This window comes from Streptococcus sp. S1, from assembly GCF_034137685.1.
In the GTDB taxonomy this organism is placed as follows: domain Bacteria; phylum Bacillota; class Bacilli; order Lactobacillales; family Streptococcaceae; genus Streptococcus; species Streptococcus dentalis.
Genome location: NZ_CP139418.1, coordinates 1090128 through 1107744, shown reverse-complemented (window position 1 = coordinate 1107744; position 17617 = coordinate 1090128). Strand labels below are relative to the sequence as shown.

The following is a 17617-nucleotide window of genomic DNA, read 5'->3' as shown; positions in this document are numbered from 1 at the left end:
ACAAAAAACACGCCCACACATAGCAAAAGCTATGTGAGGACGTGTCATCGCGGTGCCACCTCACTTATGGGAAAAGGATAGTCTCCCCCCATATCTCTGTCTTGTCTAGCAACAAGTTGCACGATAAGGTGTGCCAACCGAATTTTTATTGTTTCAAATTCATCTCATCATTAGTCCAATTTCATAAACTGCCGCTACCCACTCTCAGCAACCGTGGGCTCTCTTGAAACTTTCATTTACTACTTTTCTAATTTCTTACATTTTAAAGTTTTCTTTCAAAAAAGTCAATACTTTTTCAGTATTTTTTTGGAAACGTTCGCATTTTCTATATTACATCCCCTTGCTTCTTTCTGGGATTTCCGCTCTATTTTTGATATAATTTACTAGAATAACAGCTAGAATGATGAGGAATCCCATGTCTTTTGATGGATTTTTTTTACACCATATGGTGCAAGAATTGAAGGCCGAACTCTTAAGTGGTCGCATTCAAAAAATTAATCAACCTTTCGAGCAAGAATTGGTACTCCAAATCCGAGGCAATCGGAAAAACCAAAAACTCTTACTCTCTGCCCATTCTGTTTTCGGACGGATCCAACGGACCCAAACCAACTTTGAAAATCCTGCCTTTCCTAATACCTTTATTATGGTCATGCGTAAATATCTTCAAGGCGCTGTCATCGAAGGGATTGAGCAATTGGAGAACGACCGGATTCTCGAAATCCGTGTCTCCAATAAAAACGAAATTGGAGATGCCATTTCTGTCAGCTTAATGATCGAAATCATGGGCAAGCACAGTAATATTATTCTCCTAGACCGGACCAGCAATAAAATCATCGAGGCCATCAAACATGTCGGCTTCTCACAAAATAGCTACCGGACCATTCTTCCTGGATCAATCTATGTAGCCCCTCCGAAAACAGACGCGGTTAATCCTTTTACAATTGGAGATGAAGCCCTTTTTGCCCTTCTTCACAAAGAAGAGTTAAGCCCAAAGAACCTTCAAAAATGTTTCCAAGGTTTGGGGCGAGATACGTCTCAAGAATTGGCCAAGCGACTTGAGACGGATGAAAAATTAAAAACCTTCCGTGCCTTTTTCCAAGCTCCAACTGAGCCACGCCTAACGACCAAATCCTTCTCGGCTATTCCCTTTTCGGATGCGTCCAGTCAAACGTTTGAGACACTTTCAGATCTGCTAGATGACTATTACCGAGATAAGGCTGAACGCGATCGGGTGCAACAACAGGCTAGTGAATTGATCCGAAAGGTCGAAAACGATCTCGAAAAGAACCGAAAAAAATTAGCCAAACAAGAAGCTGAGTTAGCAGCGACCGACAATGCGGAAGAATTCCGCCAAAAAGGAGAATTGCTGACAACCTTCCTCCATCAGGTACCAAACGACCAAGAGCAGGTTGTTTTGGATAATTACTATACAAATGAACCGGTCACCATCCAACTCAACAAGGCCCTGACCCCCAATCAAAATGCCCAACGCTACTTTAAACGCTATCAGAAGTTAAAAGAAGCCGTCAAACATCTGACCATCCTCATTCAAGAAACCAAGGAAACCATTTCTTATCTTGAAACGGTTGAAACAGCTCTTTCTCAAGCGAGCCTGGCTGAGGTGGCAGAGATTCGAGAGGAGTTAATCCAGACCGGCTTTATCAAACGACGCAACCGTGAAAAAATTCATAAACGGAAAAAACCAAAAAAATACTTGGCTAGTGACGGAAAAACCATTATTTTAGTGGGTCGCAACAATCTCCAAAACGATGAATTAACCTTTAAGATCGCTAAGAAAGACGAACTCTGGTTCCATGCCAAAGATATCCCAGGCAGCCACGTCGTCATTACAGGAAATCTAAATCCATCGGATGAAGTAAAGACCGATGCTGCAGAGTTGGCGGCCTACTATTCCAAGGCCCGTTTCTCTAACCTGGTCCAAGTGGATATGATCGAAGCCAAGAAACTCAATAAACCAACTGGCGGAAAACCAGGCTTTGTCACCTATACCGGCCAGAAGACTCTGCGGGTCACCCCAGAAGAAGAAAAAATCAAAGCTATGAAACTAGAAGACTGATTTCAAAAATAAAAGGTTGAGTATCGCTCAACCTTTGAGTATGTAGACAAACTGTTCCAAGTATGCTGAAAAATAAAATGAGGTATACTTTTAGGCTCCTTCAACATATATTGAAACTTTCCGCCGTGAGAAAAGTGCTAGAAACAATCTTGTTTCTAGCACTCGGGAGTTTTGAGAGTAAAACAGTTTGGGAAACTGTTTTAGCCTGAGCCCAGAAATTAAAGACCGAAGAGGTTCAAACCTAATTGAACACGGGCTGCGGATGGTGTCAAAACACAAGCTGCAATAGCAATAAATCCAAGACACAGTAGCTGATTGGATTCTTCTGTCGCTTTCCAAGCTCGGAAGAATACCTAATCAGCCTTGTGGGGGTAGGACGGCGAAGCGTTCATAAATAATATTGCTTCTGTCCTACTCCCTATTTTGACTTTATCCGCAAACACCTTCTGTATCTTAATTAGTCATGGAACTTCTTTGAAGTTCGCTGACGTCCGTTCTCACCTAAGGAAAGTTTCTTAAATAACATTATCTTCAATACGAAAGGTTGAGCTTCGCTCAACCTTTTTATTCTGCTTTATGGATGTCTTCTTTGACCTCATCAACATTGAATTTAGCAAAGAGGTACTGACGGTCTTGAACTGGGAAACGTTGATCCAGCTGATCGATGGCCCCTACCTCTACAATCCCTTCTAAGATGACAAAATCCATGACATGGCCACCAAAGGTATGGTCATCTGAAATAAAGTGCAAATGGTAACCTGCCACACTCACGCCATGGAAAATTTCCGATGTCCAAAAACCGACGATGGTACCTGTGACATTTTCCCGTGTATATTCTGGCTGATGGGTTGCAACCTCTGCAAACTTCATCTCTGGTGTTGATTTTGGAATCATACGGACATGCATCTTGGCAAAATCACCATGAATCTTAATAGATCGGAACAGATTTTCCCCATCATAATAAGACTCAATACGGGCTTCCAATTCCTCGTCCGTCATTTCAAAGCGTTGGCGGAAAATCACTTCTGCTTGGTGAGGGACAACTGCTGCATAAGGAACCTTGGCATCCGGAGAAACTTCGACTATTTCAGGATGGTCCCCTGATCCTTTGGCCTGATATGCCTTACCATCTAATACGATCAACTCTCCATCAATAGAATCAAGCGTCCCAACTCCCAGATCTCCGTGTTCCAAGAGTTCTCCAATCGTAAATGAACCCCCGTACAGACCCGCCATTAGGGCACCTAAGGTATTGTATTGAAAAAGTTTCACTGGTTCCATGTTTTTCTCTCCTCATTCTATCTTCTACCAGTATACCACAAACTATTGCGAATCTTCACGATATGATTTATATTAGAGGTTATCATAGAGGGTTTGCATCTGCACATCGTCTGGTACGATCGCCAAATACTGGTTAGCCACTTCACGCGCCTTCGTCACATCTCCAGCCTCACGCAACAGATAAACATAGGCTTCGAGGAATTCTGGGTTGTCCTTTAAATCCTCATAAAGCTCTTGGTAGGCTGAGACGGCCTCTTCTGTTTTCTCCAAGGCAGCCAAGGCACGGGCAATGTTCCACCGGGTGACAACCGTTTCGACTTCTTCATTTTGCCAATCCAAAACTTGGTCAAAGCGTTCCTGTTCCAAATAAAGGGTAGTCAGGCGAAGAGCAATCTCTTCGAGATCATCTGCCACTTCTTTAGCCTCTAATAGATAAGCTTCTGCCTGTTCAGGCTGGTGGAGCTCATAAGAAAGCTGAGAAGCAAGAAGCTTCAATTGGGCATCAAAGGGATTCTTCTCAATCCCGTGTTTGGCAATTTCAAGCGCTTTTTCACGGTCATTTTCAGCCTGTAAAGCTAAGGCATACCCGTACTCATACCCTTCAAACTCAGGGGACAAAGTGTCAATTTGTTTGTAGTAGATCAGGGCTTTTTGGTATTCTTCTTGGTCTGACAATAAGGTCGCTAATTCGTAAGAAATTTGGTCATCAAACTCAATCTCCAGAGCTTTCTCTAAGAAAGGAACAGCTGCTTCAAACTTACCAAGATTGGCATAGGCAAAACCAATCCGTTGATAGGTGGAAATCCCTGTCGCTTCCAAAATCTCTCGATTGTCCAACTGGGCATACTCCTGGATAGCCTCTTGATAGCGTTCCAATTCCAGATCAATTTCAGCTAACCCTAATTGAATAATCGGATCATCAGACAGACTGGCTGCTTCAACTAATTTTTCACGCGCAACATCTGCGAGTCCTTCCAGCTGATAGAGATCCGCCTTAACCAAGAGACTCGCCACATACCAGTTAGACTCAGGACCAATTTCTTCTAAATAAGCAAAGGCCTCTTCCGTTTGGCCTTCCTCTGCAAGGATAGTTGCCAAACTCAGATACACTTCTGGGTAGGTTTCTGCAATCTGTTCATAGATTTCTTTTGCCTGAGGGTAAAAACCGATACTTTCAAGATATTGACCTAAATCCAATAATTGTGCTTCACTATCTTCTAACAAGGCCTGTTGAAATTGAACTTCTGCCTCTTCTAGCTCTTGCCGATCGAGAGCCTCTACCATTTGTTGACTATGACTCACTGTGTGTTTCCTCTTCTATTTCATTGTGTTCTTCATACAAGCCACTGACGACCTTATACCATTCAAAGATAGCTCCGATCACCACCTTAGCAGATGCATAGACTGGAATTCCAAGGAAAACTCCCCAGATTCCAAACATAGATCCTGACGTCAAGAGCACAAATAAAATGGTAATCGGGTGGATATTTAACTGGCTTCCCAAAACCAACGGTGATACAAAACGTCCTTCAATGGTTTGCTCCACTGCAAATACAATCAAGACCTTGATAAACATCTCTGGTCCTGCTACCAGGCCTAATACTAAAGCAGGTAACATGGCTAAGAAACTGCCCAAGTAAGGAATCAAATTCAAGATCCCCGCAGAAATCCCCAGTGTCACCGCATAGCGCAAGCCAATGATCTTAAAGAAGATGATGAACATAATGGCGACGACAATGGCTACTGTAATTTGCCCTCGAACATAATTGGAGAGTTGGGTGTTGACGTCGGAGAGAACTTGTTCCACAGATTTACGAATCTTGGTCGGTAAGAAGCGAACAATGTGGCCCTTTAAATTTTTTCCATCTCGTAGAAGATAAAAGACAATAAAAGGCATGATGATCAAGGCAACAATGACTTGCGAAGCAACTCCGATCAAATTGCTGACCCAATTAACAGCCCGCCCAGAGATCGAACTCGCCCAAGAAGTAATGTTTGCAGACAATTCCTTAGTGATCTCATCTAATTGGGGTTTGATATCTGAGGAGACGCGATTATCTAGAAAATCATCGATGGTTGCATTGGCCTTTTCCAAATAAGTTGGCAGGTTATGAAAGAAACTCACCACTTGTCGTTGGACGGATGGAATCACTACAGCTAGACCCCAAATTAAAAGCACTGCAATCAAGAAAAAGACTAAGGAAATCGCAAAAATCCGCTTGAGTCCTTTTCTTTCAAGAAAGTCAACAATAGGGTTAAGCAGGTAATAGAGCAAACCAGAAATAATGACAGGCAGCATGACGGCTCCTGCAAACTCAAAAATAGGAATAAAAATAAAGGTGATTTTACTCAAAACCAAAAGGTTCAAGCCCAACAGCAAGGTAACTAAAAATACGGTAATGGCCTTGTTGTCTAAAAACCATCTAAAAAACCAGGACAAACTAAACTGTTTTTCTTTATTATCCACAGAGAACTCCTTTTCATTTCAATCTGTTTCTATTTTAGCATTTTTTGAGCTTGAAGTTACGAAAAAACTAGCAAAATAAGAAAGAAAGAACCTCGCCTTTTCAACTAGCAATTGCCTTCCAATAGGACCTTTGATATAATAAACCTAACAAATCATATGAGGTGACCTATGTCTCAAACCATTTATTTCGGTACCTATACCAAAAAAGAATCCAAAGGAATTTACAAGGCACAATTTGACCCTGAAACAGGGACATTGAACCAACTTGAATTAGTGGCAGCTGAACCCAATCCAACCTATATCGCTTTTTCTGAAAAAGGAAACCTCTACAGTGTCGGAGCTGAAGAGGGTAAAGGAGGAATCGCAAGCTTTACAGCTGATTTTCAGCCGCTCAATCACGTTGTTGAAGAGGGTGCTCCACTCTGCTATGTCTCTGTCGATAACAAGCGTCAACTGGTCTATGGAGCCAACTATCACAAAGGCCAAGTTCTCGTTTATAAGCTAGAGACAGATGGGCGTTTGTCCTTTGTCGATCAAGACACCCACCAAGGAAGTGGTCCTCATGCCAATCAAGCAAGTCCACATACCCACTATGCAGACCTTACACCAGATCAGTACTTGATCACGTGTGACCTAGGAACAGACAGTTTGCATGTCTATGATGTCAGTGAGGAAGGAAACCTAACCCTGATCAATCAGTATCAAACAGCTCCAGGGGCAGGACCTCGTCACCTGGTCTTTCATCCTCACTATAAGACTGCTTATCTCATCAATGAATTAAATGCTACGATCGATGTGCTCTTTTATGACGGTATGGGTGAATTCGAACACTTCCAAACTGTTTCCACACTTCCATCAGACTACGATGGTCAAAAATGGGCCTCTGCTATCAAGCTCTCAGCTGATGGAAAATTCCTTTATGCATCTAACCGTGCTCACAATTCCATCGCTGTCTTCAAAGTCGTAGCAGATGGTAGCCTAGAACTCATTGAAATTGTTCCAACTCAAGGGCTCAATCCACGTGATTTCACGCTTAGTCCTGATCAAAACCACCTAATCGCAGCCCATCAAGATTCACCGAATGCTACCGTCTTCAAACGAGATTCTGCTAGCGGAAAATTGACCCTTCTATCCGACGACTTCTATGTTCCAGAGGCCGTTTGTACGGTTTTTCATTAAGTCGTTTTAGTTGTCAAACCTCTAAAAAAATGATTAAATAGATGAGAAAAAGGCGTGAGCCTGACTTCACAACTTATATTTTAGGAGATCCAAGCATGAATCCAATGGACTTATTTAACCAAGTAAAAGAAATGATCGAAAAGAAAGATTTCGACGCTGCAAAGAAATTTGTTGATGACAACAAAGACAACCTCGGTGACTACCTTGAACAAGCCAAAGGGCTTGTATCTGGAAATGAAATGGTCAGCGGTGCCTTGGACAAAATCAAAGGCTTGTTCTAATAAGATGATTCCTCAACTAGATAGTTGAGGAATTTTTGTTTACCCCAATCGCAAAAAAAGATCCTTGAGAAAACTCAAGGATCTTTCTAATCTAGTATACTAGATTATTTTTTAAGGTTATAGAAAGATTCCAATCCACGGTATTCAGCAACTTCACCAAGTTGATCTTCGATACGAAGCAATTGGTTGTATTTAGCGATACGGTCTGTACGTGAAAGTGAACCAGTCTTGATTTGTCCTGCATTTGTTGCAACTGCGATGTCAGCGATGGTTGAATCTTCAGTTTCACCTGAACGGTGTGATACAACGGCAGTGTAACCAGCTTCTTTCGCCATTTCGATAGCGTCGAATGTTTCAGTAAGAGTACCGATTTGGTTAACTTTGATAAGGATTGAGTTAGCACATCCTTCTTTGATACCACGTGAAAGGTAATCAGTGTTTGTTACGAAGAAGTCGTCACCAACCAATTGAACTTTACCACCAAGACGTTCAGTAAGAGCTTTCCAACCTTCCCAGTCGTTTTCATCCATACCATCTTCGATAGTGATGATTGGGTATTTGTTTACCAATTCTTCAAGGTAGTCGATTTGTTCAGCAGCAGTGCGGACAGCAGCTCCTTCACCTTCGAATTTAGTGTAATCATAAACTTTACGTTCTTTATCGTAGAATTCTGATGATGCACAGTCAAATCCGATAAATACGTCTTTACCTGGAACATAACCAGCAGCTTCGATAGCAGCGATGATAGTTTCTACACCATCTTCAGTTCCGTCGAAACGAGGAGCAAATCCACCTTCGTCACCAACGGCAGTTTCAAGACCACGACCTTTAAGGATTTTCTTAAGTGCGTGGAAGATTTCAGCACCCCAACGAAGAGCTTCTTTGAATGTAGGTGCACCAGCAGGTACGATCATGAATTCTTGGAAAGCGATTGGAGCATCTGAGTGAGATCCACCATTGATGATGTTCATCATTGGAGTTGGAAGAACTTTAGTGTTGAATCCACCAAGGTAGCTGTAAAGTGGGATTTCAAGGTAGTCAGCAGCAGCACGAGCTACAGCGATAGACACACCAAGGATTGCGTTTGCTCCCAATTTACCTTTGTTAGGAGTACCGTCAAGAGCGATCATTGCACGGTCAATAGCTTGTTGGTCACGTACATCGTAGCCGATGATTGCTTCAGCAATGATGTTGTTTACATTGTCAACAGCTTTTTGAGTTCCAAGACCACCGTAACGAGATTTGTCACCGTCGCGAAGTTCTACAGCTTCGTGTTCACCAGTAGAAGCTCCTGATGGAACCATACCACGTCCGAAAGCACCTGATTCAGTATAAACTTCTACTTCAAGTGTTGGGTTACCGCGTGAGTCTAGGACTTCGCGAGCGTAAACATCAGTAATAATTGACATTTCTTACTCTCCTTATTGAGTTATATTTTTTACTCCTCTATCATATCGTAATTAAGCTATTTTTTCAAGAAAAAACAAGGAAATCTACGAAAATTGAGAAGTTTTTAACAAGAAAACGATTCCACGTTCTTTTTTTCTTTCATTTCCCTCCTTATTTAATTTTTTTGCATACTTCTATTCTTCTGCCGCGCTTTATGCTATACTATGCTTATGACAGATATTAATAAAACAATTTTAGAAAAAGCCGCTGGTCCTACTCGATTCAATCCGGATGAGCAGCGTCGATTTTTGGAGACTTATGAGGAGCGGGTGATTGCTTCATGCACCTTGGAGGAGGCAAGGGACAAGATGTACCTGGAGCAGTATTCGACAATCCTCACTGATATTTCGGATCGCTTTCATCCTGTTTTGGTCAAGATCTCCCCAGCTTTAGATGAAAGCAGCCAGCTACAATATTTGAAAAAAACCAAGGATCTCGGTCTTGTGGCAAGCATCGTTTCGGATGACTGTCGCCATTCCCCATTTGGTCTCATCATCCATACTGACCACCCATCTGGAATTTCACCAACAGATATGAATCTCCAGTATCCAAATTTATTTGAAAAGAAAGAAGAGACTGCCAGTCCAGAAAAGAAATCATTTTGGAAACGTCTCTTTAGCTAAAGAAAAACCAATGGAAGGGAACATCCCCTTTCCATTGGTTTTTTAGTTTGCTTTTATTTTTAAAAGGTTGCCAATATTTCGCGCGCAGGAAATTAGATTTCTTTCAGCGTGAGCGAGTGCATCTGCTACCTCACAAGGACCCCTTACGATAGAGAAGGCAGCATCAATGTGATGACTTGGAAAATCAGGCAAATCCTCCGCTAAACTACCACAAATGGCTATCACTGGTATCTTTTCTGGTGTTCGTTTGGCTACCCCGACAGGAGCTTTCCCAGAAAGGGATTGGAGATCCATCCTACCTTCTCCCACGACAACCAGATCCGCTTTTTGTACTTTGTGATCAAAGTCAATCAAATCGAGACTTTTTTCAATTCCTGAGGAAATCAGACCTCCCGCAAAAGCGACCAAGCCAGCAGCCATGCCACCTCCAGCTCCGGCGCCAGGCATGGACAATATTCGTGCATCTATTAATTGGTAAAAACCCTGCATAGCCTGATCGACAGCTGGAAACAGAAGCGGATTCAATCCCTTTTGCTCACCAAAGATATAGGTCGCTCCTTGACTGCCACAGAGAGGATTGGTGACATCCGTTAAGACTCGGAGCTCGATGTCTTGTAAAGCTTTTGGAACCGCACTGGTATCTATTCTAGCCACACGACCGAGCGAAGCCCCAACGGGACGAAGTAGATGGCCTTGATCATCATAGAAGGCTACCCCAAGTCCAGCAGCCATCCCAATCCCACCATCATTCGTTGCAGAACCGCCAATTCCCACACAGATCGTTTTAACCCCTTGGTCAACCAATTGCAGAATAAGTTCACCAATTCCTCGTGTTTCCAGTTCAAGAGGATTTCGTTTTTCAGCTTGAATTAATCCTAGACCGACAAGAGAGGCCATCTCAAAAAAGGCCATCTCATCTTTTTGATAGTAGGACATTGAAACAGGCTGGCCAAATGGTCCTGTTACTTGAGTTTGGTACTCAGTTACATCCATAACTCCAGCAAGGGTTTCCATGGTTCCTTCGCCACCATCTCCAATAGGAAGGAGATCAAAAGTTGCATCTGGTAGAGCTTCTTGAAATCCTTTTTTTAAGGCTTCTGCTACTTGTTTGGCGGATAGGGATTCTTTAAATGAATCCGGTGCTAGTAGGATATGCATGCTGTTTCCTTTCTATGCTGGTCTAAAATTTCAAGAACAAGTCTTAGATCCCTCGTCTCGATACGATATGGGGCACGCTCTGCGACGATTGGCTTCGCCATAAAGGCAATCCCGACACCAGCTGTTTCAATCATCGGAAGATCATTGGCACCATCTCCCATCGCAATCGTCTGACTTTGTGGGACATGATTTTCTTTTGCCCACGTCAAAAGTGCCTCTTTTTTCCTTTCAGGTGTGATTATCCCACCGAGGACTTCCCCTGTCAGACGGCCATTAGAAACCTGCAAATGGTTGGCTCGGACCAGATCAATTCCTAAAGACCTCGCGATGGGGTCGATGACTTCATGAAATCCCCCTGAAACAAGGCCAACCTTGTAACCTCTTTGATGAAGTTCCGTGATCAACGTTTCAGCACCCGGCGTGACTTCCATCTGCTCCAAAATTTTCGGAAAAATAGAGGTCTCTAATCCCTTCAATAAAGCGACACGCGCCTCTAAAGATGCTGAAAAATCCAGCTCCCCATTCATTGCTTGTGTTGTAATCTCTGCCACTTTTTCTCCCACGCCAGCTTCTTGAGCTAGTAGATCAATCCCTTCCTGAAGGACCAAGGTTCCATCTACATCCATAACCAGGAGTCCTGTTACTTCTTTCATCGATTTCCTTTCTTATTTCTCCCTTACTATACAAAAATAGGTAGTTAATTTCAAGTTTCAATGATCATTTGAAGATAAAAAAACAACCTCCTAAAAGGTCGTTTTTCTGTTATTAGAAGTGAATTTGCTCCCGCGTTTTTTCATATGATGTAACAAAGCGATCGGTTACGCCAGCTTCTACCATTTCCAAAGCATCTGAGATGACTTTGAAGGAAGCCGCATAGTCATATTCTCTTTCGAAAATATAAAGGGACTCATCAAAGGCTGCCTGTACATGATCATCAAATGAACGGTAACGGTTCGAGTATTGCAACAATTGCTCTGTCAAAGTCGCATTTTGAACAATTCGATAAGCCGCTTCTTCCAATTCATTCATATCATTGGTCAAGATTTCCAATAAACGATTGGTTGATTCGATGTTGATTTTATCCCCTTCCAACTCATCCATCAAAGCTTCTGTATTGTTACTTGCTGTAAAGAAAATTTCTAAGAATTCTTGAGGAATTCCTGGCAAGTTCCGTTTGTCCATATAGCGTTTAATGGCATGCAAACGGTTGGCATAGATGTTGACTTTTTGGCGAGCATTGGCATCGTCTTTTTCAATTTTTGAAAGGGAATCACTCAAGCCGATTTGCTCATCTTCGATTTCTTTCAAGCGAGCCTCGATGGCTTCTAATTCTTCTTCTACAATTGAATAGGCCTTTTGTGTTTCAGATGAATCTTTCAAGGCATCTTCTACCACATTTTCTTGTGAAGATAGCTCAGCCTCTAACTCTTTTAACTGTTGGCTGAAGGCTTCATTCAAGACGAATGTTTTACCGAGACGTTCCACTTCTGCCGCAAGGTTGTTATTGTTATCTTTGGCATGTTTCAAATAGCCAGGCAGTTGTTTCACTAACTTCTTCACAACTTTTTGTGATTCAATTTCACGTGTAAAGATGTGATACAATGCATCAATTTCTTCTTGAATTTGTTCATTTTCGTAAATGGCATTGTCCAATTCAAGGGCAGATACATTTGCCATATTGTTCTTCAAGGAAGCATGCAACTGTTGGAAACGAGATTCAATATCTGTTTCAGTGAAGTGGTAGCCTGATTCCAAAAGCTTGCGGTAGCCACTTTCCAAATCCTCTAATTGGTCTGGAAGTTTTGACTGAAGGGCAGTGACAATTTCTGGCACTCGCTCAACAATTTGTTTTAAGGCTACAATATGATTCTCAGCTGTATCAAGGATTTCAGCCGCTTCAACAGGGTCACCTGAAGAATTTAAGGTTACAAATTGCGAAAACTCAGATTGAATATTTCCAATTTGTTTTTCAATTTCAGGAAGCGCACTGCCAAAACGATCTTGATCTGAGGAGACTTCTTTTTGAAGTTCTTCAAACATATCTAAGGCATGAACCACACGACCGCTATTCTTTTGTTCCTGCTCTTCCAGATCAGAAAGGGCTTTGCGAATCGCCTTGATATCTTCGTCGATCAATTGGATCTGACTTTCGACATTGTCAATGGCATGTTTAGCCTTTATGAAACGGAATGAATTATTATAGCCTTCCGCTTCAAACAGATTGTTTTCGATATCAGCAAATGAATTTAAGGATAGATCTACCCATTTTTGATTCCATTCACGAAATGCAATTTGACTTTGACCAATCAAATGCATGTTTTTTACGGCCTCTACTTCATCGTTGACCGGAAGGTTGTATAACTTTTCTTTTCGTTCTTCCAGTGCTGCCAGTAAGGCTTCATTTCGTTTTCTCAAAATGACTGCAACCACATATCCTACAATCAAGATAAGGGCGACAATAAGGATGAGAACAATTAGTCCACTAGACATATAAAAAACTCCTTCATCGTATTACTTGAACGTAATCCTAGTAATTATACCATAAAATATCCATTAATGGGAAGCGTTCGGTGAATTTTATACATCGAGTGTACTATATTCAGCGTTTTCTTCGATAAATTCACGACGTGGTTCCACACGGTCACCCATCAACATATCAAAGATCTTATCCGCTTCCGCAGCATCGTCTACTGATACTCGCGCCATCAAGCGGTGTTCTGGATTCATGGTTGTTTCCCATAATTGATGATCATCCATTTCTCCAAGACCTTTATAGCGTTGGATAGTTGGCTTTGAGCGACCTTCTGAATAACGTTCCAAAGCCGCAGCTAATTCTGCTTCTTGGTTGGCACCAGGTTGGATATATTCTTTGATCTCACTACCGACTTTAACCCCATAGATTGGTGGTTGCGCAATATAAACATATCCCGCTTCCAAGACTGGTTTCATATAGCGATAGATCAAGGTCAACAGAAGGGTTCGGATATGAGCACCATCGACATCAGCATCTGTCATGATCACTAATTTTTGATAACGCGCTTTTGTAACATCAAATTCTGCACCAAATCCAGTTCCCATAGCAGTAAATAAACTACGGATCTCTTCATTAGCTAGAATTTTGTCCATACTTGCTTTTTCAACGTTTAAGATCTTACCACGGATTGGTAAAATCGCTTGGAATTCCCGATTTCGACCGGATTTTGCAGATCCTCCTGCTGAATCCCCTTCAACAATAAAGAGTTCTGTTTCTTGTGGATTGTTTGAAGAACAGTCTGCCAATTTACCAGGTAAGTTGGAAATCTCAAGTCCTGATTTCTTACGTGTCACTTCACGAGCTCGCTTAGCAGCCACCCGAGCCTTCGCCGCTAAAATCCCTTTTTCGACGATTTTCTTAGCAATTTGTGGATTTTCCAAAAGGAAGTCAGAAAAGGCTTCACTAAAGAGTCGATTGGTAATTTTAACAACTTCTGAATTTCCAAGTTTGGTCTTGGTTTGTCCTTCAAACTGTGGATTAGGATGCTTAACTGAGATAACTGCCGTTAAGCCTTCTCGAACATCTTCCCCGGTTAGATTGTCTTCGTTTTCTTTTAAGAGCTTATTTTTCTTAGCATAATCATTGATCACACGAGTGAGAGCTGTACGGAAGCCCTGTTCATGCGTCCCACCTTCATGGGTATGAATGTTATTGGCAAAACTCATGACCGTCTCATAGTAGCCTGTGGTATATTGCATAGCTACTTCAACTGTAATATCATCCATTTCACCATCTGTGTAGATTGGTTTTTCAAAGATGACATCCTTGTTCTCATTGATGTATTCGACGTAACTAGAGATCCCACCTTCGTAGTGGTAATGCTTTTCTTGCTCTAAACCTTCCCGCTTATCTGTCAAGGAAATACGCAAACCACGATTCAAAAAGGCTAATTCTTGAATCCGTTTATTTAATTTTTCAAAATCATACTCGGTTGTTTCCGTGAAGATTTCTGGATCCGGAATAAAGTGGACGGTTGTCCCTGTCCGATCTGTCTCACCGATAACTTTCAAATCATCCACAACGTGTCCACGACGATACTCTTGGTAATAGATACTACCATTTTTATAGACGCGAACATCGAGGGATGTGGAGAGGGCATTCACAACGGATGACCCTACCCCGTGAAGACCACCAGATACCTTGTAGCCGCCTCCGCCGAATTTTCCTCCTGCATGAAGCACGGTAAAGACAGTTTCAACGGCAGGTCGCCCCGTCTTTTCTTGGATATCCACTGGGATCCCACGACCATCATCGACAACCGTGATAGAATTATCTGCTTCAATGAAAACTTCAATATGGCTAGCAAAACCAGCTAAGGCTTCGTCAATCGAGTTATCAACGATTTCCCAGACCAGATGATGAAGACCTTCTTTTGAGGTAGATCCAATATACATTCCCGGACGCATCCGAACGGCTTCTAGTCCTTCCAAGACCTGAATCTGACTGGCATCATATTCTTGTGCTTGATTTTCTTGCTGTTTATCCTCTGTCATAATTTCCCTTTTCTATTCAAATATAAACTGGCGTAAGTGTGGCATAGAATCAAATAAATAGGTCGAAAGCCCTGCAGCCTTCCCAGCTTCTATATCGATCGGACGATCTCCGATGACCAGACCGTCTTGAATGCCATATTTTTCCTTTAAATAAAGCATAGAGGCTGGGTCTGGTTTTCTAGGAAAGCCCTCGTCTGCTGTTACAATCTCCGCAAAGAAGGGAGCAATACCTGTCTGATCAAGAAGGGTCAAAACTTGGCGATCCCGATGTGATACCAAAAAATGACGTCCTCCATGTGCTTGTATCTCTTCTAGTAACTCTTTTGCTCCCTCAAATAAGACCGGCTCTTGCAAGCCCAAGGCTTCTTTTTTCTTGTATTCCGTACGAAAATTGGAAATATGAGGTGCAAAGGTTTGAATTGCATCCTGTGTTGAGATTTTTAATGCTGCATAAACAGAATCATGATCGGCTTGGATGTGAAAGTCCTTCAATGTCGCTACAAAGGCATTTGTGGACGTTTCGTAATTATCCAATAGCGTCCCACCAAGATCCCATATAAAATCATGATAATTCATAGTCAATATTATACCACAAATAGACAAAAAAAATAAGCTAAAACCCTCATTTAGGGGGGATTTTAGCCATTTTTTACGGTCATCTCATTTTAAATCAAATAGAAGGCATTTTCTATCATAGAATGTGATCTTTCAGCAGAAAAAATGGTGTCCAAAAGAGCCTTTTTAGGCATCTCCAAAGACATCTTGATAGAGCATTCCTTGACGAAGACTTTGGGCATCTCCTCCAAATTGGTCTACCAAGGCATAGGCTAAGGCAAGAGCAGTTGAAGGACCACGACTGGTCAGGAGATTCCCGTCTTTCACCACTGTTTCTTTCTGATAGTACCCATCTTGAATCTCTTCTTCAAAACCATCGTAACACGTATAGTGTTTATCTTTTAAGAGGCCAGCACGCGCCAAGACAATTGGTGCTGCACAAATCGCTGAGATGATTTTTCCTTTTTTACTTTCTTCTTGGAGAGCTACAATCAATTCCGGATTATCCCTCAAATTCGCAGCTCCTGGCATCCCACCTGGCAAGAAGATTCCATCATAATCTGACAGGTCCCCATTCCACAGGCGGTCGACTTCCACTGTGATCTGGTGAGAACCTGTGACCGTTTCTTCCATGCCAATGAGGTCACAGTCGATTCCAGCCCGTCTCAAAACATCGACAATGGTCAAGGCTTCAATTTCTTCAAAACCGTTTGCTAAAACTGTTGCTACTTTTTTCATTTTCATTCCTTCTTTCTATCTATTGCGCCCTTTTAAGGACTACTTTTTTACGGATTGGAGGCCCTTCTTCTGGCTCTTTCTTTTTGCTATTATGATTATATATTGAAAGGACCAGACCAACACCAATTAGATTACTAATAACAGAGGACCCCCCTTGTGAGATAAAGGGGAGGGGAATTCCCGTCAAGGGGAGAAGTCCCGTTACTGCTCCGACATTTTCAAAAATATGAAAGACCAGCATCATAATAAATCCGATGGAAATATAGGTATAAAATTGGTTATTGGACTGGAGGGTAATTTTTAAAATGCGGTAAATCAGGGTCGCATATAATATCAACAGCACCAGAGCTCCAACAAAGCCAAAATCCTCTGCTACGACCGTAAAAATCATATCACTTTCCCGTACAGGAACCAATAAGTTAGAGACATTAAAGCCTTGACCAAAGAGGCCACCACTTGCAATGGCTAGCTGTCCTTGCGCCTGCTGGTAGGTGGTGGTTTGTGCATAGTCAAAAGGATTTAACCAGGCTAAAATACGGTTCATCTGATAGGTTGGCATCCCTAATTGCTGGTGCAGAAAGGCCCGCCCCCCTTCTGAAAGAAAGAGGAAGAGAAAGCCTGCTAACCCACCTGCCAGAAGCAAGATGACCGGCAAGATAATTTTCCAGGAAACTCCTGAAACGAGCACTAAGCCCGCAAAGATGGCCAAAAATACTAAGGCCGTTCCCAAGTCCTGCTGGAGAGCCAATAAGGCAAAGACCGGAATCGTATAGATGGTCAACTCTAAAATCAAAAACCAATCTTGTCGTAACAATCGCTCACGCCCCTTATTTCTTTGTAAAAATCGGACAATAGAGCGTGACAGCATTAGGATGAAGGGAATCTTCATAAATTCTGAAGGCTGAAATAAGGTGATGTTCCCATAAGCAACCCAGTTTTTAGCTCCAGTCGAAGCCACCAAGTTTGGATTATAAAAAACAAGCGGAAGAACCATCAAGGCTAAGCCTAGTAGGTAAAGAAAGGGAGTAATTTTCCAAAGAAATTTCGTGCTAAAAATCGTCACAATCAGGCAAATGACACATCCCACACCAATCCAGACCAATTGCTGCCCCAAAAAGGGCCACACCATTTGGGGATAATCATAAGAAACCGCCACATAAACGGATAAGATCCCAATCATGAGAAGGGTGAAGACAATCCCAATGATCGAATAATCCAGGTGGATCGTCCAAAAATGATGTTTCTTCATTCACGTTCCTTTCTGTGAGAATCATAAAATCAA

The 17617-nt window shown here is 42.1% G+C and carries 15 protein-coding genes and 1 other annotated feature; of the genes, 4 read left to right on the top strand and 11 right to left on the bottom strand.

All coding sequences use genetic code 11. The annotated features are described in order from the left end of the window. Positions 1 to 32: 32 nt before the first annotated feature. Positions 33 to 265 (bottom strand) — a binding site (T-box leader). Positions 266 to 415: 150 nt separating this feature from the next. After that, positions 416 to 2077, top strand: coding sequence for an Rqc2 family fibronectin-binding protein (locus SM121_RS05370; protein WP_155173021.1), 1662 nt, complete (start codon positions 416 to 418; stop codon positions 2075 to 2077). A gap of 564 nt (positions 2078 to 2641) precedes the next feature. Here SM121_RS05370 and budA read toward each other — a convergent pair. The 3 genes from budA to SM121_RS05355 form a co-directional block, all read right to left on the bottom strand. Further along, complete coding sequence (gene budA, locus SM121_RS05365) at positions 2642 to 3358, bottom strand: acetolactate decarboxylase (RefSeq protein ID WP_320910553.1); 717 nt, start codon at positions 3356 to 3358, stop codon at positions 2642 to 2644. 72 nt (positions 3359 to 3430) lie between these two features. Beyond that, positions 3431 to 4660 carry a tetratricopeptide repeat protein gene (locus SM121_RS05360; protein ID WP_320910552.1) on the bottom strand — a complete coding sequence of 410 codons (1230 nt, stop codon included), beginning with the start codon at positions 4658 to 4660 and terminating at the stop codon, positions 3431 to 3433. Beyond that, positions 4650 to 5825, bottom strand: coding sequence for an AI-2E family transporter (locus tag SM121_RS05355; protein ID WP_320910551.1), 1176 nt, complete (start codon positions 5823 to 5825; stop codon positions 4650 to 4652). The genes SM121_RS05360 and SM121_RS05355 overlap by 11 nt, the downstream gene beginning before the upstream one ends. Positions 5826 to 5993: 168 nt before the next feature. Between SM121_RS05355 and SM121_RS05350 the strand changes: the two genes are divergently transcribed. Together SM121_RS05350 and SM121_RS05345 are read left to right on the top strand one after the other, a co-directional pair. After that, on the top strand, positions 5994 to 7004 hold the full coding sequence (locus SM121_RS05350; protein WP_320910550.1) for a lactonase family protein: 1011 nt from the start codon (positions 5994 to 5996) through the stop codon (positions 7002 to 7004). A 95-nt stretch (positions 7005 to 7099) separates the two neighbouring features. Next, entirely contained in the window at positions 7100 to 7285 is a 186-nt protein-coding gene (locus SM121_RS05345) for a hypothetical protein (protein WP_009731358.1), read from the top strand. A 104-nt stretch (positions 7286 to 7389) separates the two neighbouring features. Here SM121_RS05345 and eno read toward each other — a convergent pair whose 3' ends face one another. Then, a complete protein-coding gene (gene eno, locus SM121_RS05340) occupies positions 7390 to 8694 on the bottom strand; it encodes a surface-displayed alpha-enolase (protein ID WP_003011192.1) in 1305 nt (434 codons plus the stop codon). 210 nt (positions 8695 to 8904) lie between these two features. Here eno and SM121_RS05335 point away from each other — a divergent pair, with 210 nt between their 5' ends. After that, the gene (locus tag SM121_RS05335; protein WP_129824069.1) at positions 8905 to 9357 is read left to right on the top strand and encodes a DUF1694 domain-containing protein; all 453 of its coding nucleotides are present in this window, start codon (positions 8905 to 8907) and stop codon (positions 9355 to 9357) included. Between the two features lie 42 nt (positions 9358 to 9399). Here the strand turns inward: SM121_RS05335 and SM121_RS05330 are convergent, their stop codons facing one another. The 7 genes from SM121_RS05330 to SM121_RS05300 all read right to left on the bottom strand — a co-directional run bounded on the left by SM121_RS05330 (position 9400) and on the right by SM121_RS05300 (position 17584). Further along, the gene (locus tag SM121_RS05330; protein WP_155173015.1) at positions 9400 to 10515 is read right to left on the bottom strand and encodes a glycerate kinase; all 1116 of its coding nucleotides are present in this window, start codon (positions 10513 to 10515) and stop codon (positions 9400 to 9402) included. Next, the gene (serB, locus tag SM121_RS05325; protein WP_003002742.1) at positions 10500 to 11168 is read right to left on the bottom strand and encodes a phosphoserine phosphatase SerB; all 669 of its coding nucleotides are present in this window, start codon (positions 11166 to 11168) and stop codon (positions 10500 to 10502) included. Before serB ends, SM121_RS05330 begins: the two co-directional genes overlap by 16 nt. Positions 11169 to 11280: 112 nt before the next feature. After that, positions 11281 to 13005, bottom strand: coding sequence for a septation ring formation regulator EzrA (ezrA, locus tag SM121_RS05320; protein ID WP_003012364.1), 1725 nt, complete (start codon positions 13003 to 13005; stop codon positions 11281 to 11283). Positions 13006 to 13092: 87 nt separating this feature from the next. Next, positions 13093 to 15042, bottom strand: a complete 1950-nt coding sequence (gyrB, locus tag SM121_RS05315) for a DNA topoisomerase (ATP-hydrolyzing) subunit B (protein WP_003012372.1) — start codon at positions 15040 to 15042, stop codon at positions 13093 to 13095. Between the two features lie 12 nt (positions 15043 to 15054). Next, positions 15055 to 15618 carry an HAD-IA family hydrolase gene (locus tag SM121_RS05310; RefSeq protein WP_003012375.1) on the bottom strand — a complete coding sequence of 188 codons (564 nt, stop codon included), beginning with the start codon at positions 15616 to 15618 and terminating at the stop codon, positions 15055 to 15057. Between the two features lie 165 nt (positions 15619 to 15783). Next, positions 15784 to 16335, bottom strand: coding sequence for a DJ-1 family glyoxalase III (locus SM121_RS05305; protein WP_003012380.1), 552 nt, complete (start codon positions 16333 to 16335; stop codon positions 15784 to 15786). A gap of 19 nt (positions 16336 to 16354) precedes the next feature. Beyond that, positions 16355 to 17584 carry an FtsW/RodA/SpoVE family cell cycle protein gene (locus tag SM121_RS05300; protein WP_003012374.1) on the bottom strand — a complete coding sequence of 410 codons (1230 nt, stop codon included), beginning with the start codon at positions 17582 to 17584 and terminating at the stop codon, positions 16355 to 16357. Between the last annotated feature and the right edge of the window lie 33 nt (positions 17585 to 17617).

Bases quoted from the DNA above. Each gene is read 5' to 3' on its own strand.
- SM121_RS05370 (WP_155173021.1), top strand. From the start codon at position 416: ATGTCTTTTGATGGATTTTTTTTACACCATATGGTGCAAGAATTGAAG.
- budA (WP_320910553.1), bottom strand. From the start codon at position 3,358: ATGGAACCAGTGAAACTTTTTCAATACAATACCTTAGGTGCCCTAATG.
- SM121_RS05350 (WP_320910550.1), top strand. From the start codon at position 5,994: ATGTCTCAAACCATTTATTTCGGTACCTATACCAAAAAAGAATCCAAA.
- SM121_RS05345 (WP_009731358.1), top strand. From the start codon at position 7,100: ATGAATCCAATGGACTTATTTAACCAAGTAAAAGAAATGATCGAAAAG.
- eno (WP_003011192.1), bottom strand. From the start codon at position 8,694: ATGTCAATTATTACTGATGTTTACGCTCGCGAAGTCCTAGACTCACGC.
- SM121_RS05335 (WP_129824069.1), top strand. From the start codon at position 8,905: ATGACAGATATTAATAAAACAATTTTAGAAAAAGCCGCTGGTCCTACT.
- SM121_RS05330 (WP_155173015.1), bottom strand. From the start codon at position 10,515: ATGCATATCCTACTAGCACCGGATTCATTTAAAGAATCCCTATCCGCC.
- serB (WP_003002742.1), bottom strand. From the start codon at position 11,168: ATGAAAGAAGTAACAGGACTCCTGGTTATGGATGTAGATGGAACCTTG.
- ezrA (WP_003012364.1), bottom strand. From the start codon at position 13,005: ATGTCTAGTGGACTAATTGTTCTCATCCTTATTGTCGCCCTTATCTTG.
- gyrB (WP_003012372.1), bottom strand. From the start codon at position 15,042: ATGACAGAGGATAAACAGCAAGAAAATCAAGCACAAGAATATGATGCC.
- SM121_RS05310 (WP_003012375.1), bottom strand. From the start codon at position 15,618: ATGAATTATCATGATTTTATATGGGATCTTGGTGGGACGCTATTGGAT.
- SM121_RS05305 (WP_003012380.1), bottom strand. From the start codon at position 16,335: ATGAAAAAAGTAGCAACAGTTTTAGCAAACGGTTTTGAAGAAATTGAA.
- SM121_RS05300 (WP_003012374.1), bottom strand. From the start codon at position 17,584: ATGAAGAAACATCATTTTTGGACGATCCACCTGGATTATTCGATCATT.